This window comes from Vibrio sp. MED222, assembly GCF_000153005.1.
Lineage (GTDB): Bacteria > Pseudomonadota > Gammaproteobacteria > Enterobacterales > Vibrionaceae > Vibrio > Vibrio tasmaniensis_A.
In genome coordinates this window covers 234,323-255,467 of sequence record NZ_CH902609.1, presented here as the reverse complement: position 1 = coordinate 255,467, position 21,145 = coordinate 234,323, and the positions used below count along the sequence as shown (strand labels likewise).

At 41.7% G+C, this 21,145-nt stretch carries 24 protein-coding genes; 16 read left to right on the top strand and 8 right to left on the bottom strand.

What is annotated here, in order from left to right:
• The first annotated feature begins 27 nt into the window (after positions 1-27).
• From rpmB to MED222_RS05995, 9 genes are all read left to right on the top strand, one after another.
• A complete protein-coding gene (gene rpmB / locus MED222_RS05955) occupies positions 28-264 on the top strand; it encodes a 50S ribosomal protein L28 (protein WP_004728407.1) in 237 nt (78 codons plus the stop codon).
• Between the two features lie 13 nt (positions 265-277).
• Positions 278-445, top strand: coding sequence for a 50S ribosomal protein L33 (rpmG, locus tag MED222_RS05960; protein WP_002535344.1), 168 nt, complete (start codon positions 278-280; stop codon positions 443-445).
• Positions 446-736: 291 nt separating this feature from the next.
• Positions 737-1,285 carry a hypothetical protein gene (locus tag MED222_RS05965; RefSeq protein WP_009847979.1) on the top strand — a complete coding sequence of 183 codons (549 nt, stop codon included), beginning with the start codon at positions 737-739 and terminating at the stop codon, positions 1,283-1,285.
• A gap of 2 nt (positions 1,286-1,287) precedes the next feature.
• Positions 1,288-2,097, top strand: a complete 810-nt coding sequence (gene mutM / locus MED222_RS05970; RefSeq protein ID WP_009847978.1) for a bifunctional DNA-formamidopyrimidine glycosylase/DNA-(apurinic or apyrimidinic site) lyase — start codon at positions 1,288-1,290, stop codon at positions 2,095-2,097.
• A gap of 208 nt (positions 2,098-2,305) precedes the next feature.
• Positions 2,306-3,256 (top strand): glycosyl transferase family 90, encoded by a 951-nt coding sequence (locus MED222_RS05975; RefSeq protein WP_009847977.1) that lies wholly within the window; start codon positions 2,306-2,308, stop codon positions 3,254-3,256.
• On the top strand, positions 3,253-4,308 hold the full coding sequence (waaF, locus tag MED222_RS05980; protein ID WP_009847976.1) for a lipopolysaccharide heptosyltransferase II: 1,056 nt from the start codon (positions 3,253-3,255) through the stop codon (positions 4,306-4,308). The genes MED222_RS05975 and waaF overlap by 4 nt, the downstream gene beginning before the upstream one ends.
• 13 nt (positions 4,309-4,321) lie before the next feature.
• Positions 4,322-5,626, top strand: coding sequence for a lipid IV(A) 3-deoxy-D-manno-octulosonic acid transferase (gene waaA / locus MED222_RS05985; protein ID WP_009847975.1), 1,305 nt, complete (start codon positions 4,322-4,324; stop codon positions 5,624-5,626).
• Positions 5,623-6,363: a glycosyltransferase family 25 protein gene (locus MED222_RS05990; RefSeq protein ID WP_009847974.1), complete on the top strand. Its 741-nt coding sequence runs from the start codon at positions 5,623-5,625 to the stop codon at positions 6,361-6,363. The genes waaA and MED222_RS05990 overlap by 4 nt, the downstream gene beginning before the upstream one ends.
• A gap of 3 nt (positions 6,364-6,366) precedes the next feature.
• A complete protein-coding gene (locus tag MED222_RS05995) occupies positions 6,367-7,260 on the top strand; it encodes a hypothetical protein (protein ID WP_009847973.1) in 894 nt (297 codons plus the stop codon).
• A 1-nt stretch (position 7,261) separates the two neighbouring features.
• On the opposite strand, the gene MED222_RS06000 is transcribed toward MED222_RS05995, so the two are convergent.
• Positions 7,262-7,984, bottom strand: a complete 723-nt coding sequence (locus MED222_RS06000) for a 3-deoxy-D-manno-octulosonic acid kinase (protein ID WP_009847972.1) — start codon at positions 7,982-7,984, stop codon at positions 7,262-7,264.
• A 71-nt stretch (positions 7,985-8,055) separates the two neighbouring features.
• Here MED222_RS06000 and MED222_RS06005 point away from each other — a divergent pair, with 71 nt between their 5' ends.
• From MED222_RS06005 to MED222_RS06030, 6 genes are read left to right on the top strand one after another with little or no spacing between them, the layout of a single operon-like run.
• Positions 8,056-9,156, top strand: coding sequence for a glycosyltransferase family 9 protein (locus tag MED222_RS06005; protein WP_032555300.1), 1,101 nt, complete (start codon positions 8,056-8,058; stop codon positions 9,154-9,156).
• Entirely contained in the window at positions 9,149-10,213 is a 1,065-nt protein-coding gene (locus tag MED222_RS06010; RefSeq protein ID WP_009847970.1) for a glycosyltransferase family 9 protein, read from the top strand. Before MED222_RS06005 ends, MED222_RS06010 begins: the two co-directional genes overlap by 8 nt.
• Positions 10,214-10,222: 9 nt before the next feature.
• The gene (coaD, locus tag MED222_RS06015) at positions 10,223-10,702 is read left to right on the top strand and encodes a pantetheine-phosphate adenylyltransferase (protein WP_009847969.1); all 480 of its coding nucleotides are present in this window, start codon (positions 10,223-10,225) and stop codon (positions 10,700-10,702) included.
• A gap of 26 nt (positions 10,703-10,728) precedes the next feature.
• The gene (locus tag MED222_RS06020) at positions 10,729-11,685 is read left to right on the top strand and encodes a glycosyltransferase (RefSeq protein WP_009847968.1); all 957 of its coding nucleotides are present in this window, start codon (positions 10,729-10,731) and stop codon (positions 11,683-11,685) included.
• Entirely contained in the window at positions 11,675-12,562 is an 888-nt protein-coding gene (locus MED222_RS06025) for a hypothetical protein (protein WP_009847967.1), read from the top strand. Before MED222_RS06020 ends, MED222_RS06025 begins: the two co-directional genes overlap by 11 nt.
• Before the next feature lie 7 nt (positions 12,563-12,569).
• Complete coding sequence (locus tag MED222_RS06030) at positions 12,570-13,244, top strand: CatB-related O-acetyltransferase (RefSeq protein ID WP_009847966.1); 675 nt, start codon at positions 12,570-12,572, stop codon at positions 13,242-13,244.
• 79 nt (positions 13,245-13,323) lie between these two features.
• Here the strand turns inward: MED222_RS06030 and lpxM are convergent, their stop codons facing one another.
• Complete coding sequence (gene lpxM / locus MED222_RS06035) at positions 13,324-14,277, bottom strand: lauroyl-Kdo(2)-lipid IV(A) myristoyltransferase (RefSeq protein WP_032555298.1); 954 nt, start codon at positions 14,275-14,277, stop codon at positions 13,324-13,326.
• Between the two features lie 75 nt (positions 14,278-14,352).
• Entirely contained in the window at positions 14,353-15,294 is a 942-nt protein-coding gene (gene rfaD / locus MED222_RS06040; protein WP_009847964.1) for an ADP-glyceromanno-heptose 6-epimerase, read from the bottom strand.
• 221 nt (positions 15,295-15,515) lie between these two features.
• Between rfaD and MED222_RS06045 the strand changes: the two genes are divergently transcribed.
• A complete protein-coding gene (locus tag MED222_RS06045) occupies positions 15,516-16,154 on the top strand; it encodes a TetR/AcrR family transcriptional regulator (RefSeq protein WP_009847963.1) in 639 nt (212 codons plus the stop codon).
• A gap of 281 nt (positions 16,155-16,435) precedes the next feature.
• Here the strand turns inward: MED222_RS06045 and MED222_RS06050 are convergent, their stop codons facing one another.
• The 5 genes from MED222_RS06050 to MED222_RS06070 all read right to left on the bottom strand — a co-directional run bounded on the left by MED222_RS06050 (position 16,436) and on the right by MED222_RS06070 (position 20,971).
• Positions 16,436-17,587 (bottom strand): murein hydrolase activator EnvC family protein, encoded by a 1,152-nt coding sequence (locus tag MED222_RS06050; protein WP_261879032.1) that lies wholly within the window; start codon positions 17,585-17,587, stop codon positions 16,436-16,438.
• Positions 17,588-17,660: 73 nt separating this feature from the next.
• Positions 17,661-18,482, bottom strand: coding sequence for a serine O-acetyltransferase (gene cysE, locus MED222_RS06055; protein WP_009847961.1), 822 nt, complete (start codon positions 18,480-18,482; stop codon positions 17,661-17,663).
• A gap of 262 nt (positions 18,483-18,744) precedes the next feature.
• A complete protein-coding gene (gene gpsA / locus MED222_RS06060) occupies positions 18,745-19,791 on the bottom strand; it encodes an NAD(P)H-dependent glycerol-3-phosphate dehydrogenase (RefSeq protein WP_009847960.1) in 1,047 nt (348 codons plus the stop codon).
• Positions 19,792-19,969: 178 nt separating this feature from the next.
• Positions 19,970-20,437, bottom strand: coding sequence for a protein-export chaperone SecB (secB, locus tag MED222_RS06065; RefSeq protein WP_009847959.1), 468 nt, complete (start codon positions 20,435-20,437; stop codon positions 19,970-19,972).
• 99 nt (positions 20,438-20,536) lie between these two features.
• Entirely contained in the window at positions 20,537-20,971 is a 435-nt protein-coding gene (locus MED222_RS06070; RefSeq protein ID WP_009847958.1) for a rhodanese-like domain-containing protein, read from the bottom strand.
• Positions 20,972-21,145: the final 174 nt, after the last annotated feature.

The following is a 21,145-nucleotide window of genomic DNA, read 5'->3' as shown; positions in this document are numbered from 1 at the left end:
CGAGCTGAACGATTTGGAGAGACATTCATGTCCCGAGTATGTCAAGTAACTGGTAAGCGTCCAGTAACGGGTAACAACCGTTCACACGCACGCAATGCTACCAAGCGTCGTTTTCTGCCGAACCTACAAACTCACCGTTTCTGGGTAGAGAGCGAAAAACGTTTTGTTAAACTACGTCTAACTGCTAAAGGCATGCGTATTATTGATAAGAAAGGCATCGATGCTGTTCTTGTTGATATCCGTGCACGTGGCGAAAACGTTTAAGAGGAATTAAGCAATGGCTAAAGGCATTCGTGAGAAAATCCGTCTAGTATCTTCTGCTGGAACTGGTCACTTCTACACAACTGACAAGAACAAGCGTAACATGCCAGGCAAATTTGAGATCAAAAAGTTTGATCCAGTAGTTCGCCAGCACGTTATGTACAAAGAAGCTAAAATCAAGTAATTGATAGCCCCTTTGTCTCTTCTTTTATAGAAGAATAAATTAAAAACCCAGCTTATAGCTGGGTTTTTTTATGCCCAAAATTTGGGAAGCCCCAGTGTTTTTGATAAGGGTAAGCATTATTGGCTCAATTTGGCACCTACCGTACAGACGTTACACTTGCCGATGAGCTTATGTGATAGAAAATTACTCAGGATAGAATGTGTCGCCATTTTCACGATATACTGAACACTCAATAGGTTAGATGAGCAGAATCAGATGAGATATCGTGGACGTCGATGGAACAACATACTCATGTTAAGCGTGATCGCTTTTATTGGGGTGCTAAACCTTCCAACATTGATCAAAACGTACCTTATCGAACCTGAGCCTGAACTTCAGGCAAGCAGCCCTTACCCTTATCTTTTAAACCCAAAAGCAGAACTTCAAGCCTTACACTTTACTAAGTGGTCGGTAGTGCAAGAAGACGGCCATTGGGTTTATCAAATGAAAGAGTCTGTCTCAGAGCAAAGTGTGAGTGCCCAAGAGTTATCGCAACGCTGGCAACAGCTAGTAGGCACGGAAGTCGACGCTAAAACTTATACTGACCTGACTCCCCAGCTTAATACGCCGTACACCATTGAAGTTTGGTATCAAGACCAAGAAGAGCCACAGCGTATTACCTATTATCAGCTTGCTGAGTTTTGGTTGCTAAAAAACTGGAATGATCAGTGGTTGGCGGTGTCTATTGAAGAGAGTTACTTGTTTCCAAGCTTTGGCTCAGAAGATTCATTTAAATCAGACCATCTCTTTAAAGCAGACAAGCTATCTATATCAGACAAACCACCTAAATCGGACGACTAACTATGCCTGAATTACCCGAAGTTGAAGTAAGCCGCATGGGGATCTCGCCTCATTTAGTTGGCGAGACGATTAAAACTCTGACTTTTCGTACCCCCAAACTGCGTTGGGATATCCCTCAAGAACTTAAGAAATTAGAAGGGCAGGTGATTCGCTCTATCTCACGCCGAGCTAAGTACCTATTGATAGAAACTGATACCGGAACAGCCATTGTGCACCTTGGTATGTCTGGCTCACTGCGCGTGTTAGACGCAGATTTCCCGCCAGCAAAACACGACCACGTGGATCTTAAGCTAACCAATGGCAAGATATTGCGTTACAACGATCCGCGTCGCTTTGGTGCGTGGTTATGGTCGGCGCCTGATGAAATACATACAGTATTACTGGGTTCTGGTCCTGAGCCACTAACTGACGACTTCAACGCAGATTACATTGCTGAGAAAGCAGAAAAGCGTAAGGTTGCCGTCAAACAGTTCATCATGGACAACAAAGTAGTGGTCGGTGTGGGTAATATCTACGCCAATGAAGCTCTGTTTTCTTCACGTATTAATCCTTTGCGCTCTGCAAGTAAGGTTACAAAACAAGAGTGGCTCTTGTTAACTAAAGAGATCAAGCAAGTACTCACGACGGCTATCAGACAGGGTGGAACAACGCTAAAAGACTTTGCCCAAGCGGATGGAAAACCGGGATATTTTGCTCAAGAGCTGCAGGTTTATGGTAAGGCTGGTGAACAGTGTCCTAACTGTGAAGAGCTGATTCAGGAACTTAAAATCGGGCAAAGAAACACGTTTTATTGCTCTAGCTGTCAGGTATAGATGTGTCCTTCTCAATACAGAAGTTGATATCACTTGAGGCTGTGTCTAGGGCACTTTATCTGATAAAATTACGGATATTATTGTGGAACTTGTCGTCTTCATTTCTAAAGGCAGAGTCTACCTCTAGAGCTTTGTTGATAATTCCTTGCCTATGGCTGCTGGCTTTGCCTTCGTTACATTACGTAAAAATAAAATATAAAGAGAAACTATGAAGATATTTTATTATCTAAAACATGCCTTGCTCTCTATCGCACCTCGTTTGTATTTTTCAAAACAGTTTGAAAAGCTGGAAAAGTCATATTCCGATCAAGCTGACTATATAAAAAGCAGAGTAAGTTATTATGTGAAAGGGCTCGGCGACTTTGATAAGGCTAGTCTAAACTGCGAGATTAGTAATTATTCTCGAAAAGGCTATACATCTTATTTCTTTGATCTTAAAGAGTTTCTTCATTATTTTCCAAAGTACTTTCGTTTCAGTTACTATTTTGGTGATGAAACGCATATAGAGCCAGTTCCAACGTTATTTAAAGCTCGTCCGATTGATGGGAACAATAGTAACTCTGTACTATTTAAATTAGATAAGCGTCGTCATTTCCGATTCGTGGATGATAACTTAAGTTTTTCTGATAAAAAAAATATGGCCGTATTTCGTGGTGCTGTGACTCAACCACATAGAATTCGTTTTATGAAAACTCTGTATGGTCATCCACTGATGAATGCAGGTCAATCGAATACTTCAGAGCAACACCCAGAGTGGCAACAGCCATTTATGACAGTAGAAGAGCAGCTTCAATACAAATTCATTATTTGCCTTGAAGGGAACGATGTTGCATCAAACTTGAAATGGGCAATGTCTTCAAACTCACTTGTCGTTACTCCAAAAATGAAATTTGAAACGTGGTTTATGGAAGGCACTCTGCAGCCAGGCATACATTATGTAGAGGTGAAGGATGACTGGTCGGATTTTGAGCAAAAAATTCAATACTATTTAGACAACCCTAAAGAGTCTGAACAGATGATCAAAAATGCGCATAAATACCTTGCTCCTTTCCAAGATGAACAACTAGAAAAATTGGTTTGCATTAAAACACTTCAAGAATATTTTAGACTATCTGGCCAAGCTATTAACGAACACGCTATTAACGAGCAAGACAAATGAAAATTCTGATTATTGGCCCGTCATGGGTTGGAGACATGGTAATGTCTCAAGGCTTATATATTGAGTTGCAAAGACAGTATCCTGACGCAAAAATTGATGTTTTAGCGCCAGCGTGGTGTAAGCCTATTTTGGAAAGAATGCCACAAGTCAATCAAGCTCTTGAAATGCCACTAGGGCATGGGCAATTTGATCTGAAATCTCGTTATAAGATCGGCAAATCGTTGAGGGAAGTACAGTACGATAAAGCGTACGTATTACCTAACTCCGCGAAATCAGCTTTAATTCCCCTGTTTGCACGCGTTCCTGAACGAGTTGGCTGGAAAGGTGAAATGCGTTTTGGTTTGCTTAATGACGTTAGAACCAATAAAAAAGCGTTTCAATACATGTTAGAGCGGTATGTAGCGTTAGCGCACCCTAAAGCTGAAATGACGGGTAGTGGTTGTTTAGGTGAATTGTCATCATTACCTTTTCCAAGCCTACAAGTTGTTGACTCCAGCCAACAAGAGGCTATGGAGCAATTTGGTTTAAACAATCAAAGGCCTGTCCTTGGTTTATGTCCTGGTGCTGAGTTTGGCCCTGCGAAACGTTGGCCTGATAATCACTTTGCAACAGCAGCGACAGCGATGATAAAGCAAGGTTACCAAGTGTGGTTGTTTGGCTCGGCTAAAGATCGTGAAGTAACCCAAAAGATAATCGAACAAGTCCCTGTTAATATGCAGCAGCATTGCTTCAATTTAGCTGGAGATACGAGCTTAATTCAGGCTGTAGACTTGATCGGGGCTTGTCGTACTGTCGTTAGCAATGATTCTGGGCTGATGCATGTGGCCGCTGCGGTGGGCTGTAATGTCGTGGCTGTTTACGGCTCTAGTTCACCTAAATATACGCCTCCGCTAACGAACAAACTGGCGATCATCAATACCGATATTGAGTGCCGACCTTGCTTTGAACGAACTTGTCCCAAGCAGCACCTAAAGTGCCTCACTGAGTTAATGCCGAGTAGAGTCATTAGTGCTATTGAGCAGTTTGATGTTATTTCCCAAGGCAAAATATAAATAAGGTCGTTATATGAGCATCGTCGTTCGTTGGGCCTATACCGCGCTACTTTTCCTTGTTAGCCCTATTCTGCTTTGGGGCTTATATCGCTCCAAAGCAAACAAACCGCCTTTTGGTCATCGCTGGAAAGAGCATTTCGGATTTACACCGCCTATTAAGAATAGACAATCGGGTGTGATTTGGATTCATGCCGTTTCAGTAGGGGAAGTGCTGGCGAGTAAAAAGTTAGTTGAACAACTGGCGATACAAAACCCAGATAAAAGAATACTGATCACTACAACAACGAGTACAGGCGCTGAGCAGGTCGAAAAGATGAGCGGTTCGATTAGCCATCGTTATATGCCTATTGATTTTAGTTGGTGTGTTCAACGTTTTATCAACCGCGTTCAGCCTGATAACATGCTCATTATTGAAACGGAATTATGGCCAAACACCATTAACACCGTTGCTAAAAATGATATTCCGATGATATTAGTTAATGGACGATTATCCGAAAAATCAGCCAGTAATTATCAAAAAATGAGTTCGTTAATTTATCCGACTATCTCTAAGTTAAATTTAATATTGACGGTACACTCTGATGATAAATCTCGATTTGAGTTACTAGGTGCGCCGAGCGAAAAAGTCATTGTCACAGGGTCAATTAAGTACGATGTGTCGATTGATAATAATGTAATCGCACAAGGCGAGCATCTTAAAGATATTTTGGGGCAGGGTAGGCAGATTGTTGTCGCCGCGAGCACTCATGCGGGCGAAGATGAACAAATTTTTAGAGCTTACCAACAAGCCAAAATCCAACGGCCAGAATTGCTGTTAGTGATAGTGCCTCGTCACCCTGAACGGTTTGATTCAGTTGCTGAATTGGCCAAAAACCAAGGCTTAGTTTTGGTTCGTCGAACCGAAGTTGTTGACGAGATACCGCTCGATGTCGACGTCTACTTGGGGGATACGATGGGAGAGCTTATGGTTATGCTTTCTGCGAGCGATCTTGTTTTTATGGGAGGAAGCCTACTTGGAAAGAAAGTAGGAGGACATAACTTCATCGAACCTGCGCTGCTTCAAAAATACTGCTTAACAGGGCCGAGCTATTTCAATTTTGCAGACCTGGCGAATCAATTGATCGACTCGAGCGCACTGTCTGTTGTAGCCGATGAGAATGAGCTTGCTTTACAAATGATCAGTGCATTATCCAAGCCTAAAGAGTTAATTGAAAAAGGGCGAATAGGCTATGGTATAGTTCAACAGAATCAAGGTGCGTTACAACAAACACTCCAATTGATACATCATTCAGCCACCAATATTGAGACATCACCATGATCAAAACTTTTGTTATTCATGTAAGCAAAGGCTACGAAGAACGTAGAAAACATATAGATAAGCACCTGCCAGAAGTGGGCATCACTGATTACGAATATATGTTAGCTGGTGATATCGATGATCTATCTGATGAGGTTAGAAATGGTTTTTTTGACGACTCACTGAGGCTCCCTGAGAAGTCTTGCTTTTATAAGCACTACTTAGTGATGAAAAAAGTCGTAGAAGAACAAATTCCACAAGTATTAGTGTTAGAAGATGATGCTTTTTTAAATAGCGATTTTATTGAGCAACTAGAAGCTTTCCAAAATGAACTTCGTGGTGAAGAAAAGTATCTTGTAAATATTGAAGAGGCATCGAGCTTAGTACCTGCATCAGTAAGAGTTCCAAATCAACATCTGTACTTGTGTAAAACGAACAAGCTTACTGGTGGTTTGCTTTATGACCTTAGTTTTGCTCGTGCAATGGTAGAGCATATGGAAAGCAATATAACTGACGCACCTATTGATGGTTATATTGGTAATGAGCGAACGACATTAGAGTACAATATTTTTTGGACACACCCACCTTTGGTTCGTCAGGGCAGTAAAACCGGTGCATTTGATAGTGAGTTGAGTGGTAGAACCTCAGGACTTTATGCGACGGTTAGAAGTTGGTTTAAAGAGGGATACCGAACTCATGTTCGAAGCCATGTCAGCAGCAAGCACAAAGCACTTTTTAAAAATATTACGAAGTACTAAATTATGAAATCAGAATTGGCTAGAAAACACTTAACATTTGTCATTTATGGCAATGATAGAACTTACTATCAAGGCGCAAGATTTTGCATTTTGTCTTTTTTAGCCAATTGGGTTGAGGCAAATGGAACTAGGCCTGAAATTTCTGTTCTAGCAGAAGAGCCTGAGCACTTCGCTAATATGCCAATTAAAGTGTTTCCGATATCGCCAGCTCAAAAGGCTGAATGGAGTCTAGGCAATACTTATCACTTCAGAATCAAGAACCGCGGCTTAAAATATCTTTGTGATAATTTAGAGTTGAGTCCTGAAGATAAACTGCTTTTTTTAGATACAGATACGTACTTTAACGTGCCAACAAACGTTTATTTCGACTCTATATCGGATAAAAACGCGTTACTGTTTTGCTCAGAAGTGAACATCAATACTTTGCCAAGCACCAATGAATACGCACATATCAGAGATAGAGATATAAAGCTTATGGATGGCAGTGTCTACCGCACCAATCCAGACTCAGTTATGTGGGCGTCGGCAGTCATCGGTATCACCGGGAAACACACATCAGCTTTTGATTATGCCGATGTGTTGATTCAAGCGTTACGTCAAGAAGGGTGTGAGGCACACACTCTAGAACAGTTTGCGTTATCTGAAGCGCTCTCTACACAGGTGAATATTGAACCAGCGAAAGCTTGGCTCAATCATTATTCAACGAGTGGACGAAAAGACTGGGCGAGAACGGTGTTGGAACAGTTCTTTGAAGAACACGGAGATAAACCATTTGAAGAGCAAATACGCTTAGCTAAAGAAGTGTCCTTCAAGCGCCCTCTTGCTGAAGTGATTCGAGGGCATATCTATAAAAAGAAAAAGAAACTTCGTAAGTTATTTGGTTTGAAAGAAGAATAAATCATAGACTCTCAAGGGTACTCACTTTGTACCCTTGTTCAATTTGTGAAAAATCAAAGTGCTGAGCATCAATCCTTCCTAATCGAACTTCTTTTTCGAATGAGCGCTTAAGTCGCTTTAAATTACTCTCTTTCCAGCTATTACCTGTTTGCGTTAGGCATTTATCAAAATCGATAATCCAAACCTTGCCTGCTTTATCAACGAGAATGTTATGGATATTGAGGTCGGTATGATTGACCCCGGCATCGTGCATTTTTCGAATTTGATGACCAATATCGTTGAAATGGGAATCGGATAGTTTTTTGTTTGATAGTATCTTTACTAAGTCTTCTGCGTCGGAAATCTTTTCAATTAAAATATCGGCTTTGTAAACGAGCCCTTCTTGCGAAACTTTCGCAGCAACGGGTGTCGGGACATTAACTTTATGTGTGGCTAGAAGCTCAAGTAACATTAGCTCTTGGTATGCTCGTGAGTTCTCTAATCCAGTAAATAAATAGCTGTCTCTAACTAGCTTTCCAAACAAGCCGCCGCGATGATAATGTCGAAGAGCGAAATTGCTTTTTTCTCCCTTAACAAACCATGTTGTTCCTCTACCTTGAGCGTGCCCCAGTATTGCTTGATTCGCCTTCCAATAATCCACAGAAAAAGCCAATTCAACGTCTTCGGTGAGTAATTTAGGATTATACCAGTACGTTGTTTTATGGATTTGCTTTGTTGTAAACATGAATCACTGTCTCGTATTGGGGAGTTTATGGCATACTTGGTAGAACAGTATATCAAACGCCGAACAGATTAATGAACGATTCATGTAGTTACCAAAAAATATTAGTTGTTGCCACTCATTGCATTGGTGATAGTTTGTTGATCTCTGCTTTTACCCATAGTCTGAGAAAAGCGTTTCCGACCGCAACAATAGATGTTTTAGTTAATGCTAGAGGGGAGATGGTTTTTGGTACCAATCCAGACGTTGACTCTTTAGTTGAAATTCCGCCAAGAGCATCCGTTAAGGACTATTACCGAATTTTAAAAACGCATGGTCGATATGATTTAGTCGTCAATGAAATGCTTAATGATAGAACCGCTATCTATAGTTTTATCTTTGGCAAGAAAAGACTTGGTGCAATTGATGAATCGCTTTCTGGCGCCTGGGTTAAAAAGTTAATTTATACTCATTACATTAAAGAACAACATCGCTTTGAGCATAAAATGAGTCGCGTTGCTCGTATGCTGGATACCATAGATGTTAATTGTATTGCACGGCTTGTATCTCCCGAAGAGTTATTACCTTCAGCGGTTCAAAAGAGATTGCCATCAAACTACATTGTTGTGCATGCGCCATCCTCCAACGAAATTAAGCAGTGGCCAGTCTCGTATTGGGTTGAAGTCATCAATCGTCTGATATCTGCAGGTTATAATATTGTCTTATCTGGCGCTAAATTAGAACGAGACGAGACCATTGTTGAACAAATCATTAGCCAAGTTCCTGAATCGAATCAACTGGTCAGTGTTTTGGGGGAATTATCATTAGCTCAAACCTCTGTATTAATAAAACACAGTGATGGTTTTGTTGGACCTGATAGTGGCCCTGGTCACCTCGCATCAGGTTACTCTATCCCAATTGTATCTATTATTAGCGTAGCGCCAGCAAGCATGTGGTCACCTTGGCCATATGAAGAGCCAATTGATGTAACGAACAATTTATACAGCAATGGTGTTAGCTCCCAAAGAGTCGCCAATATTAGACTTGTGCAATCTGAACGTAACTGCGTCCCTTGTTATAAAAACAGATGTCAAATTAGCGATGATGTCTATTCGCCATGCCTTCAAGATATCAAGCCAGATAACGTTGTTTCTGCTGTTCTAGAAATGATGCCATTGGAATCGATCAATGAATAACGCTCTTTCTGCTCCAAAATCTATTTGTATTCTGCGTTTATCTGCCATTGGTGACGTTTGTCATGCCCTTTCTGTGGTGCAACTTATTCAAGCTACCTATCCAGAATGTCAGATCACGTGGGTGATGGGAAAAATCGAAGCTCAATTACTTGGTGATATACCTGGAATTCAAGTTGTAGTGTTTGATAAAAAACGCGGCCTAAAAGGAATGAAAGAAGTATGGAGAGCCCTGCGTTCAACTCGGTTTGATTATTTGCTGCATATGCAAGTTGCATTAAGAGCCAGCCTGTTAACGATCGGAGTAAAGGCAAAAGTAAAACTTGGTTTTAGTTGGACACGTGCCAAAGAGGGGCAGTGGCTCTTTACCAATCGCAAGCTACCAAAAACGGACGCATCTCATGTGTTAGATAATTTCTCTGAATTTGCTTACTTTTTGGGGTGTCCTAAGCAGATACCGACATGGGATCTTGCTTTGTCTGATGAAGACCAAAAACTATCGATGGAGCTTGCGCATGAGCCGTATATTGTTATTAGCCCTGCCGCGAGTAAAGATGAGAGAAACTGGTTAGTTGAGCGCTATGCCGCTGTCGCCGATCACGCTTATCAGTTAGGCTTTAAAGTGGTTTTTTGTGGTGCTCCAACGGATAGAGAGCGCAATTTAACTGACAATATATCTCAGCACATGACATCACCTTGTATTAACTTAGTAGGCTCAACCTCGTTAAAGCAGCTTACCGCAGTGATTGGTCAATCCAGTGTAGTGATCGCTCCTGATTCAGGGCCTGCACACATCGCGACGACTCAAGGTGTCCCCGTGATTGGTTTGTATGCGCACAGTAACCCAATGCGAACAGGGCCTTACCATAGTTTAGACAGTGTGGTTTCTGTCTATGAACAGATTGCTGAAGAGCAACACGGTAAAGCGGTTGACGAGCTTCCATGGGGAACCCGAGTAAAAGGAAAAGATCTTATGGCTCTTATTTCTACAGAATCGGTGATTGAGCAGCTAGACCGTGTATTAGGCCGATTGAAAAACAAGAAAACATCCAGTGAATAAAGGAATGTCATGAAAATAGCAATATACCCAGGTACTTTTGATCCAGTGACTAACGGCCATTATGACTTAATTAAACGTGCCGCATGTATGTTTGAAAAACTTGTCATTGGTGTCGCAGAGAGCCCAAGTAAAGCCACCTTATTTAGCTTAGATGAGCGTGTGGCCTTATTGCGAGAAACTTGCCATGAATTACCTAATGTTTCCGTTGAAGGTTTTAGCGGTTTGTTGGTTGATTTTGCGACCGAGCAAAACGCCTCAATTTTGGTGCGTGGCTTAAGAACAACAATGGACTTTGAGTATGAATTTGGTTTGACGACAATGTATCGTCGATTAAAACCAGAACTAGAGAGCCTGTTTTTGACACCTTCAGAAGAGTTTGCTTTTTTATCATCAACATTGGTTCGTGAAGTCGCTATTCATGGTGGAGAAATAGAGCAATTTGTTCCAGGGTGTGTTCATCAAGCTGTTGTCGCTAAAGTAAAGCTTTAAAAAATTAAGTAATTATGAATATTCTAATGTATACAAGAGCCACGTTACCTGTGGTGAATTATGGTGGAACCGAACGAGTCATTTGGGACTTAGTTTATGCTTTGCACCTAGCCGGGCACCGAGTGACGCTGCTCGCTGGTAAAGGAACAAAGTGTGATTGGGCGAGAGTCATAGAGTATCAACCGAATGTACCACTGCAAAGTCAGCTTCCAAATGATATTGATGTTGTGCATTTCCACTCTGATCTTGAGCCTATCTCTTATCCCTACATTTTAACGCAGCATGGTAATTCAGACGGCCCTATTGACCCTAATACCGTCTTTGTTTCATCTCAGCATGCAAAAAATCATGGTGCACAAGCTTATGTTTACAATGGCTTGAATTGGGACAACTACCAAAAGCCTAACTTTAACTTGAAACGAGAACGTTTCCATTTTCTTGGGAAAGCGGCGTGGCGAGTTAAAAATGTTCAAGGTGCCATTGATATTACCAAGAAAGCTGGCCAGCAGCTTGATGTGTTGGGCGGCCATCGATTGAACCTAAAAATGGGTTTCAGGTTAACGTTAGATCGTCATGTTCGTTTTTTAGGGATGGTGGACGATACAACGAAATCTCAGATCATGACTCAGTCAAAAGGTCTGATATTCCCCGTGACTTGGCATGAACCGTTTGGCTTAGCGATTACAGAGAGTTTGTATTTTGGTTGCCCAGTGTTTGGTACACCTTATGGCTCACTGCCGGAATTAGTTTCTAGTGAGGTAGGTCTTTTATCGAGCTGTGAACAAGATCTCGTAGAAGGGATCTTAAATTCTGACACCTATGAATCTGCTCGTTGTAATGAATACGCGAGAGAGCAATTCAATGCCAATGTCATGGCTGCAGCGTATGTTAGTTATTACGAGAAGGTAGTTGAAGGTAATAAAGCCAATAGTGCATTAGGAAGTATTGTCGAGTCTTTTAAAAGGTTGCCTTATGAACGATAAATTGAAACCGAAACTGGTTTTCGTAGGCTATAAGCAACAGTATGAAAAACTAGAAATTGATGTCCTATCGTCTGATTATGAAAAGCATCATATTTTCCTAAGTAAGTGGCTAGTTAAATTAGTTTCCTTTTTATTTTTCTATAGTAAAAAACACTATCATGAGGCTTATGGAGCGATCATAAGACGAAAAATAAAGGCACTAAATGGCTTCGATGTCATATTCACCACCGATTCTCTGAGAGATATAAAGTCGATATCAAAGATTGATGGGAGGAAGGTGATTGTTTTTAGAAATGTCACAGATGGAAGCCTGAACCACCACCTAAAAGGTTTTGAAACATATACTTTTGATGAAGGTGATGCAGCAAAGTATGACTTTAAGCATATTTACCTACCTATGCCTCAACTAAAAATCATCGATGAGATAGAAAAATCGTCTGATTTCGATGTTTCTTTTGTCGGCGTGGATAAAGGAAGGAAAGAAAAGGTTCAGAAAATAAAAGGTGCATTAGATGGTTTTAAGTGCAAATTTATTGTTTTTGACAAGAAACCGTCTTATTCCTATGTTGAATACCTAACCGTGATGCTCAATACCAAATGTGTATTGGAAATGGTTCTTGATGGACAGACGTCTGATACTATGAGGGTTAAAGAAGCATTGTATGCTCGAAAAAAAGTAATCACGAATAATACGAGTCTTTATAATCATCCTTTATACTCAAAAGATAACTTTCTTATATTTGACTCTCTAAATGAACTTACTGGTAGTATGGAATACTTTATTTCTAGCGAGTTTGACGAATCAGTTTTGATTAAGCTTGAAGATTACACTGTTGATGGTTTTTATCACAAACTCCTATCTGGTAATGGCGAATAGACTCATTATGAAAAAAATCATACGCAAGATTAAGAAGCTAATATTCATTCGTGATCAAAAAAAACAGAAGAACTTCCTTTCTCGAAAATCAAACTTTACAGACACTCAATTTGAAGGCTGTAACTCTGTAGCAAGCGATTGTGATGTGAATGCTTCATATATTGGCTTCGGTACTTATATTGATACTCATTGTAATATGAACAATGTCAAAATAGGTCGTTTTTGCTCGATTGCTAATAATGTGAAAATTGTCCTAAATAACCACCCGATCAATGATTATGTGTCGACTCACCCTTGCTTTCATCGAGCAGATCATCGATTGATGCAGAAACAAGGATTGGATTTTAACAAAGGTACTATTTACTCGCATACTAAGTATGTTGAGGAGCATTATCAAGTTGTTGTTGGATCCGATGTTTGGATTGGTGAAGACGTGAAAATATTCCCAGGAGTGGCTATCGGGCATGGTGCAGTGATTGCAACAGGTTCTATTGTGACCAAAGATGTAGAAGCATTCAGTATTGTGGGCGGTGTTCCAGCGAAAGAGATTAAGAAGCGCTTTACTGAAGAGGAAAGGGAAGCTCTTTTAATGGAACAGTGGTGGGAATGGCCACTTGAAAAAATCAAAGAGCATCAAGGTGCCTTTATTAACATCAAAGATTTTAAGTTATTGATTAGTTAGAAACTTCTAACTAATCAATCGAGTCTATATGCCTACGTGTAGGTTTATACCCATATGTAGGTTTATACCCATATGTAGGTTAATAACCCACATATGGGTCTTGTCCGTTCCTACGTGTTTTTAATAACTTTAAAATCCACATGTACTGCTCAGGTTTCGGATTAACAAAACCTTCAACGACTTCATTCATTGCCCTAGCGTCTTGATGTTCATCGCCGGATAACTCAATGGGTGCTTTGATTTCAATTTCGTATTTACCCGTCTCAATATTATAGCTGGCAAAGGTTGGAACGATCTTCGCTCGGCTTACTTTTGCTAGTTTTCCTAGTCCGGGCAAGGTTGCTTTTTCAGTCGCAAAGAAATCTGAGAATACACTTTGCTCTGGGCCATGGTCTTGATCTGGCAGGTAATATCCCAAGTAGCCATCTTTGACTGATTTGATAAAAGGCTTAATGCCTCCACTGCGATCATAAACTCGTCCGCCATACTGAACTCTTTGCTTGTGCATGAGCAAATCGGTCAGAGGGTTTTTCTGGCTATTTGCCATCGCAGAAACGGGCAAGCCTCTTGAAGCTAAAAGGATAGCCGGAATGTCGATGCACCAAGAGTGAGGTACGAGCAAAATAGCACTTTGATTGTCTTTTTGTAGCTGTTGTAAGTGTTCTAATCCAATGATTTCTGAGTGTTTTTCAAGCCAACGTTTACTGCGTAATGATATGGCAGGAAAACCAAGTAAAAAGGCGCCAGCAGTTGTTAGGCAATTGGTTAGAATGGTTTCACGCTCTTGAACAGACTTTTCTGGAAAACAAAGCGCGAGGTTTATACGTGCCTTTTGTACTGAGCCACGTTGCTTCTTCGCCATTTTTGTCGCCACGAATTTTGCTATGGCTACTCGAATCGAGTTTGGCAGCAAAGAAATGGGTAGACATAGGCATAGCCCGAGCCAAGTTCCCCAGTGTTTTGGTGATAAAAACGCACTGATGAATTTGGGGTTGTATGCTTTAGGATCGTAGTCGTCGCGTTGAGTTGTCACTGTAAACCTTTAACTGGCGATATATATTGAACAAGCTAACAGTATACCGTTAGCTTGTTTTCGGGAGAGTGTAATCTAGCGATTAACTGACTGCATGTACTCGCTGACGCCTTCAGCAACCGATTTAAATTGAACATCGCAACCGGCATTACGCAACTTAGTTAAATCAGCTTGAGTAAACTCTTGGTAAGCACCTTTCAAATGCTCAGGGAATGGGATAGTTTCAATCTCTCCCTTACCGTGATGCTTAATCACCGCTTTTGCGACTTCTTCAAATGATTCGGCATTACCTGTACCTAGGTTGAAGATACCTGATACGCCATTTTTTAAGAACCACAGGTTTACGGCCGCAACATCACCAACATACACAAAATCACGCTTGAAGGTTTCGCTTCCTGCGAATAATTTCGGGTTTTCACCAGCGTTCATTTGATTGTTTAGGTGGAAAGCGACAGAAGCCATGCTGCCTTTGTGCTGTTCACGTGGACCGTAGACATTGAAGTATCGAAACCCAGTGATTTGAGAAAGCGTTTCGTTGTGTGCGGTTGCATCTGCAGTTAAGCGACGCACATAGTTATCAAATCGCTGTTTTGAATAGCCGTATACGTTTAGCGCGCCTTCGTACTGCGGCTCTTCAATAAAGGTATCGGTTTCACCATAAGTGGCAGCAGAAGAAGCATACAAGAACGGAATCTCGCGCTCGATACAGTAATGCAGCAACTCTTTCGAGTATTCGTAGTTGTTTAGCATCATGTATTTGCCATCCCACTCTGTGGTTGCTGAGCATGCACCTTCATGGAAAACAGCCTCAATGTGACCGAAATCATCGCCAGCCATAACTTGAGTTAGAAAGTCATCACGATCCATGTAATCGGTGATATCTAGGTCAACCAGGTTCTTAAATTTTTTGCCATCTTTTAAGTTGTCGACAACTAGAATATCGTTGTGGCCTGCTTCATTGAGCGCCTTAACAATATTGCTGCCAATCATGCCTGCACCACCAGTTACGATAATCATATTTCTTCCTACTTTTTTGAATACAAACTCACACGAGTATAGCAAGGAACAAACGAAGCGAGCTAGCGGAATAATTCTTTAATTCTAGTGTAATGTAGTGATGTTAATTGAGATATTCTATCCATTTTCGTCAGAGCTAATTCGACCAGATGTGAACAGGTCGATCTATCTGTTTAGTGGCGATATACTGAACCACTAAACGGATAGGGATCTAATTACTAATGAAAACACGTGACAAGATTGTTTACGCAGCTCTAGAGCTTTTTAATGAGCACGGCGAGCGTAGTATTACGACCAATCATATTGCTGAGCACATCGAAATCAGCCCAGGTAACCTCTACTACCACTTCCGCAACAAACAAGAAATTGTACGTGATATCTTTACTCTCTACTCGACTGAGTTACTTGAAAGGTTTACTCCGATTCAAGGGCAGCAAGAAAGCCTGACGCTACTAAAAAGCTACTTAGATTCAATCTTCACATTGATGTGGAAGTACCGATTCTTCTATGCGAACCTGCCTGAAATATTGTCTCGTGATGAAAAGCTGCATCTTGATTACATGGCCGTTCAAGAAAAGCTGCAAACGAATCTTGTGGATATTATGAGAGCTTTTGTTGAGTTGAACTTGCTAAAAGCAACAGATACAGAAATGAAGTCGATGGTCACATCTCTCCACTTGATCGCATCGGGTTGGTTGGCGTATCAGTCGGCGATGTCTCCAAAATCTCAAATTACGGAGCAAGTTGTTCACCAAGGAATGCTGCAGATGATCGCAACCGTTAAACCGATTGCAACGACTCAAGGCTTTGAGCAACTGACATTGTTAGAAGATGGTGTAAGAGCGCTGAACAGCAAATAAAAGCGAAGATGTGGGTAAGCGGTAAGTCGGATTCGGGTAACGAGAGCGGAAAAGCGCAGATTCGAGTGGTGGGATATAAATCGTGACGTCATTCCCTACAGCGAGGAACGAGCGTGATAGGGAATCTCTCTTTATCCTCGAGGGTAGCAATCTCAAGCGAGATTCCAGATATTTCGTCCCTCAATTCTGGAATGACTGAGTTTGATTAATGCGAATTCGGAAGTTTTCAGCTCTTTGGGCTTGTTCTTCGCATCTCGGTTACTTATATCTCGTATCTGTTTTTACCTAACCAACCATCTTTTCGGGTTTTGAGCTTGGCTGTTTCTACGAATTTCAAAGTACAGCGATGGTCGGGTTTGTCCACCAGTGTCACCGGCGAGAGCTATCGCCTCACCCGCTTTAACCTTGTCACCTTCTTTCTTTAAAAGCGCTTGGTTAAAGCCATACAGTGTCATGTCGCCTTTACCGTGATCAAGCAGCACCACTAAGCCATACCCACGTAAATACTCTGCGAATACGACGGTGCCTGAGTAAACAGATTTTACCTGCTGACCGTATTTCGCTTTGATCACCATGCCTTTCCAATTTACTTGGCCAGTTTGGCGTGAGCCGTAGTTATGCAGAACTTTATCTTTGATTGGCCAAGGCAGTTTACCTTTACGTTTGGCTAAGCCATCCATAGGGACAGCATTGCGTCTCTCTCGTGCGGCTTTTTCTGCTTTCGCTATTTCGGCTTTTAGGCGAGTTTCATTACGTTGAAGTTCGGCTAAGTAATTTTTGTCGCCAGAGATGTTTTTCTTAATACTGCCGACAGTCTTTTTACGCTGTGTTTGGGTCTGCGATAGTTTGTTGCGCTTTGCTACCTGTTGATTTAACAGCGTTGCTATTTGTTCTTGCTCAAGTTGGCGTTGCTTATGGCTTTCTTCTAATTCAAGTTGAGTTTGTTCGATCGTTTTGATTGTTGCAGATCGCGCTTTGGCGAGGTGTTGGTAATAGTGACTAATGCGGTCCTCTTCAACGCCAGTATTTAAGATGTGAGAAGAGGCTTTGGCTCTGCTGGTCATGTAGTAAGTCTGAATCAGCTGCTCTAACTTGTCGGTATGGGCTTTTTTCTGTGCTGTAAGCGCTTTAATCTTATTATCTAAGCTAGCAACATTAGCATTGGCGGTATTGAGTTGTTTTTTACTTGTTTTAATGGCTTTTTCAAGCAAGGAGATAGAGAGCTCTTGTTGCTTGAGGTTTGCCTGTAAATTGTCGAGCTTCTTCTGTTGTGAGGATAGTGTTTTTTGTTGACGAGATATCTCACTCGACACACCTTTCAGCTCCCCTTTCGATGCGGCAAGTGGCGATGCAGAGAAAAGAACAGCGCAAAGGCTGGAAGATATCAAAAGAACAGTGCTAATTACTTGGACTGGTTTCATCATTATCGTCATGTTGCTCTTATTAGTTTTCAGCATCTGCTCTTAAGTCTTTCGTATCTCGGCTCATCGAACCTAGAATCAGCTCTTATATTCCATCACCATGAATGAAATTTTGCGAGCGACCATTGAAGCCTTGGTCCATATCTAAAGATGGTTTATCTGTTTTCGGTTTTCCGACAATTTTTGCAGGAACGCCTGCGACTGTTGTATGAGGTGGCACGGCTTGTAGTACCACAGAGCATGAACCAATCTTCGCGCCTTCACCTACTTCAATGTTGCCGAGTATTTTAGCTCCGGCCCCAATCATTACGCCTTCGCGGATTTTGGGGTGACGGTCGCCGCCTTCTTTACCAGTACCACCAAGGGTAACGTCTTGAAGGATCGATACATCATTTTCGACGACAGCAGTTTCACCAATCACGATACCAGTGGCGTGGTCGAGCATGATAGCTTTACCGATACGAGCCGCTGGGTGAATATCAACTTGGCAAGCAACTGAAATTTGGTTTTGTAGGTAAGTAGCAAGTGCGATACGCCCTTGTTTCCACAACCAGTTAGCTACTCGGTAACCTTGCAGAGCGTGGTAGCCTTTCAGATAAAGTAGAGGCATCGAGTACATCTCGACCGCAGGATCTCGATTTACCGTCGCGCAAATATCACAAGCTGCCGCATCAATAATCGATTGATCCTGCTTAAATGCTTGTTCAACCACTTCACGTACTGCCATTGCTGGCATTGAAGCCGTCTTTAGCTTGTTTGCTAGGATGTAGCTAAGGGCTGCGCCTAAACTTTCATGGTTGATGATCGTGGCATGATAAAAACTCGCAAGCATAGGTTCTTGCTCTGACTGCTGTCGAGCTTCCTTCACTATGCATTGCCAAACTTTTTGCTGTTCACAGTGTTTCATTTTTCCATCCATTCCTTTAAACCAGATACGCGTAGCGAGATGAGAGATATGAAGAGCTTAGAAAAGCCAATTAGCGTAAATGAGATTCCAGATACTTCATTCTTCAATGACGAGCATTATACTAACGTCATCTTCAAGAGTGAGGTACGAGCGAGTTGGAGAACTTTGTTCGGGTCATTTACTTTATGCTATTCGCATCTTGATTACCCGTACCTCTAACTCTCTTCGTATCTCGCTTACTCTAATTTCGTATCTGCTCTTACTATCTTTCTGACTTTTTGTCTCTAGCAAGCAGATCTTGTGCTGCTAGGTGTGCATCTTTCCCTTGATACAACACTTGATAAATCTGTTCAACAATGGGCATTTCAACGCCCATACGTTCTGATAGTAACCAAACTTCTTTGGTGTTGCGATAACCTTCCACTACTTGGCCAATTTCGTCTTGTGCTGTATCTACATCTTTACCTGCGCCAAGTGCCAAACCAAAGCGACGGTTACGTGATTGGTTATCAGTACAGGTTAGCACTAGGTCACCCAATCCAGCCATGCCCATGAAGGTTTCTGGTTGCGCACCAAGAGCTGCGCCTAGTCGACTCATCTCAGCTAGACCGCGAGTGATAAGTGCAGTACGTGCATTGGCACCAAAACCAATACCATCCGACATGCCAGCACCAATGGCGATAACGTTTTTAACCGCGCCACCAAGCTGCATGCCAATAAAATCTGAATTTGCGTACACACGGAACGTTTTGCCACAGTGAATCTTTTCTTGAAGTTGCTCAAGGAATTCTGCATCAGGGGAAGCCACAGAGATTGCCGTTGGCATACCCATCGCAAGCTCTTTGGCGAAGGTAGGTCCTGATAGAACTGCTAACGAGTACCCATTACCAAGCACATCGTGAGCGACATCTTTTAGCAGGCGACCAGTTTCCGGCTCTAAACCTTTAGTAGCCCAGCAGATACGAGAACAATCTGTTAAGTGAGGCTTAAGGCTATTTAAAACGATATCAAATACGTGGCTAGGGACGACAACAAGAAGATCACGACTTGCTGTTACTGCCTTCTCAAGGTCTGACTCGATGATTAGGCTTTCTGGGAAGTCGATATTTGGTAGAAATTCATTATTTGCGCGCTCGGATTCGAGACGAGCCATGTGAACAGGATCATGCCCCCACAGAACAACGTTTGCACCGTTACGCGCTAGAGAGATAGCTAAAGAGGTTCCGTAAGAACCTGCGCCAATTACTGTCATGGCGATCTCTTTGCCGTAAGCGTTTGTCGAGATTGTCGGGCGAATTGTTTCTGTCATGCTTCCACCTAAAAATAATGAGGGAAATCGAAGAGTTCTGGAAAAGCTTTCCACTAAAATCAGAGGAGCTTTCAATTTTAGTACAGTGTAAAGAAAAAATGCACATCGCAGAAGTTGCGATGTGCATTTAAAAGCTAACTAGCGCTTGAATCGTTGGAGTTAAGTTCTACTTTGAGACTTAAGCCTGTTCGCCTTCAGCTTGCTGAGCTTGGTTTTGTAGGTAGTTCATGAACAAAGCATCAAAGTTAACTGGTGCTAGGTTCAGTTGTGGGAACGTACCTTTAACCACTAGGCTAGAAATTGTTTCTCGAGCGTATGGGAACAGGATGTTCGGGCAAAATGCACCTAGGCAATGAGCTAGTTGGCCAGCTTCCATTTCGCTTGCAGAGAAGATGCCGCCTTGTTGAACTTCACAAAGGAATGCAGTGTCTTCTGCATTCTTAACTGTAACCGTTAGACGTAGGATTACTTCGTACACGCCTTCGCCAAGTTCACGGCTTTGAGTGTCTAGGTCCAGTTTTACATCTGGGTTCCACTCTTTTTGAAACATGTCTGGAGAGTTTGGCGCTTCGAAAGATACGTCTTTTAGGAAGATACGTTGGATTGCGAAGTTCTGTTGTGCGTCTTGTTGTGCTGCTTCAGCCATTTTCTTATCCTTAAAAATTTATAATTAGGCTTCGTTCGCCATCTCTGTTGAACAAAACCTTAAAGTCATATTCGTTTAGTTAGGTCAGCTTACCTTTAACTACTTTTTACCTTTCACCAAAGGTAGGTTAGCTTCGCTCCAAGCCACTAAGCCGCTTTTCAGCACGCTTACGTTTTCGAAACCAGCTTTAACCAGTAGGTTAGCGCTTTCTTGAGCTGTTTGACCTGTCTTACATACTACGATGATTGGGTCGGCTTTGTGGCTTTCAAGGCTACCAAAGCTATTTGCTTTGATATCTGACGGCAAAATGTGAACTGCGTCAGTAATATGGCCCTTTTTGAACTCATCCTTAGTACGAATATCAACCACAACACCGTTTTCACGATTAATCATGTGTGTGGTTTGCGCTGCCGTGATCTCTTTGTAAGCTGCGTTTGATGTCTTGATAACGTTCGCAATGATGGCAACAACCAAGCCGATCCATACGATGGCTAAAATCATATTATCTTGAACAAATGGAACTAACTCTTGCATACCTTGAACTCTTATTCGTTATTGGGCGAAAAACTATAGGCCAAGAGTATAGCGAGATTTGGAGTTTGGTGTACATAGGATTATCAAACTTTGAACACTCTCAGGAGCAAAGTTTAACGATTTTTTTTGATTATATTTCCCGTTACATAGATAATAGCTGTATTTACATTTTTA

Bases quoted from the DNA above. Each gene is read 5' to 3' on its own strand.
- MED222_RS06050 (WP_261879032.1), bottom strand. From the start codon at position 17,587: ATGACGATAATGATGAAACCAGTCCAAGTAATTAGCACTGTTCTTTTG.
- MED222_RS06005 (WP_032555300.1), top strand. From the start codon at position 8,056: ATGAACGATTCATGTAGTTACCAAAAAATATTAGTTGTTGCCACTCAT.
- MED222_RS05975 (WP_009847977.1), top strand. From the start codon at position 2,306: ATGAAGATATTTTATTATCTAAAACATGCCTTGCTCTCTATCGCACCT.
- MED222_RS06070 (WP_009847958.1), bottom strand. From the start codon at position 20,971: ATGCAAGAGTTAGTTCCATTTGTTCAAGATAATATGATTTTAGCCATC.
- gpsA (WP_009847960.1), bottom strand. From the start codon at position 19,791: ATGACAGAAACAATTCGCCCGACAATCTCGACAAACGCTTACGGCAAA.
- mutM (WP_009847978.1), top strand. From the start codon at position 1,288: ATGCCTGAATTACCCGAAGTTGAAGTAAGCCGCATGGGGATCTCGCCT.
- MED222_RS06025 (WP_009847967.1), top strand. From the start codon at position 11,675: ATGAACGATAAATTGAAACCGAAACTGGTTTTCGTAGGCTATAAGCAA.
- MED222_RS06030 (WP_009847966.1), top strand. From the start codon at position 12,570: ATGAAAAAAATCATACGCAAGATTAAGAAGCTAATATTCATTCGTGAT.
- MED222_RS06000 (WP_009847972.1), bottom strand. From the start codon at position 7,984: ATGTTTACAACAAAGCAAATCCATAAAACAACGTACTGGTATAATCCT.
- waaF (WP_009847976.1), top strand. From the start codon at position 3,253: ATGAAAATTCTGATTATTGGCCCGTCATGGGTTGGAGACATGGTAATG.
- MED222_RS05995 (WP_009847973.1), top strand. From the start codon at position 6,367: ATGAAATCAGAATTGGCTAGAAAACACTTAACATTTGTCATTTATGGC.
- secB (WP_009847959.1), bottom strand. From the start codon at position 20,437: ATGGCTGAAGCAGCACAACAAGACGCACAACAGAACTTCGCAATCCAA.
- rpmB (WP_004728407.1), top strand. From the start codon at position 28: ATGTCCCGAGTATGTCAAGTAACTGGTAAGCGTCCAGTAACGGGTAAC.
- rpmG (WP_002535344.1), top strand. From the start codon at position 278: ATGGCTAAAGGCATTCGTGAGAAAATCCGTCTAGTATCTTCTGCTGGA.
- MED222_RS06045 (WP_009847963.1), top strand. From the start codon at position 15,516: ATGAAAACACGTGACAAGATTGTTTACGCAGCTCTAGAGCTTTTTAAT.
- cysE (WP_009847961.1), bottom strand. From the start codon at position 18,482: ATGAAACACTGTGAACAGCAAAAAGTTTGGCAATGCATAGTGAAGGAA.
- MED222_RS06010 (WP_009847970.1), top strand. From the start codon at position 9,149: ATGAATAACGCTCTTTCTGCTCCAAAATCTATTTGTATTCTGCGTTTA.
- coaD (WP_009847969.1), top strand. From the start codon at position 10,223: ATGAAAATAGCAATATACCCAGGTACTTTTGATCCAGTGACTAACGGC.
- MED222_RS05990 (WP_009847974.1), top strand. From the start codon at position 5,623: ATGATCAAAACTTTTGTTATTCATGTAAGCAAAGGCTACGAAGAACGT.
- rfaD (WP_009847964.1), bottom strand. From the start codon at position 15,294: ATGATTATCGTAACTGGTGGTGCAGGCATGATTGGCAGCAATATTGTT.
- waaA (WP_009847975.1), top strand. From the start codon at position 4,322: ATGAGCATCGTCGTTCGTTGGGCCTATACCGCGCTACTTTTCCTTGTT.
- MED222_RS06020 (WP_009847968.1), top strand. From the start codon at position 10,729: ATGTATACAAGAGCCACGTTACCTGTGGTGAATTATGGTGGAACCGAA.
- MED222_RS05965 (WP_009847979.1), top strand. From the start codon at position 737: ATGTTAAGCGTGATCGCTTTTATTGGGGTGCTAAACCTTCCAACATTG.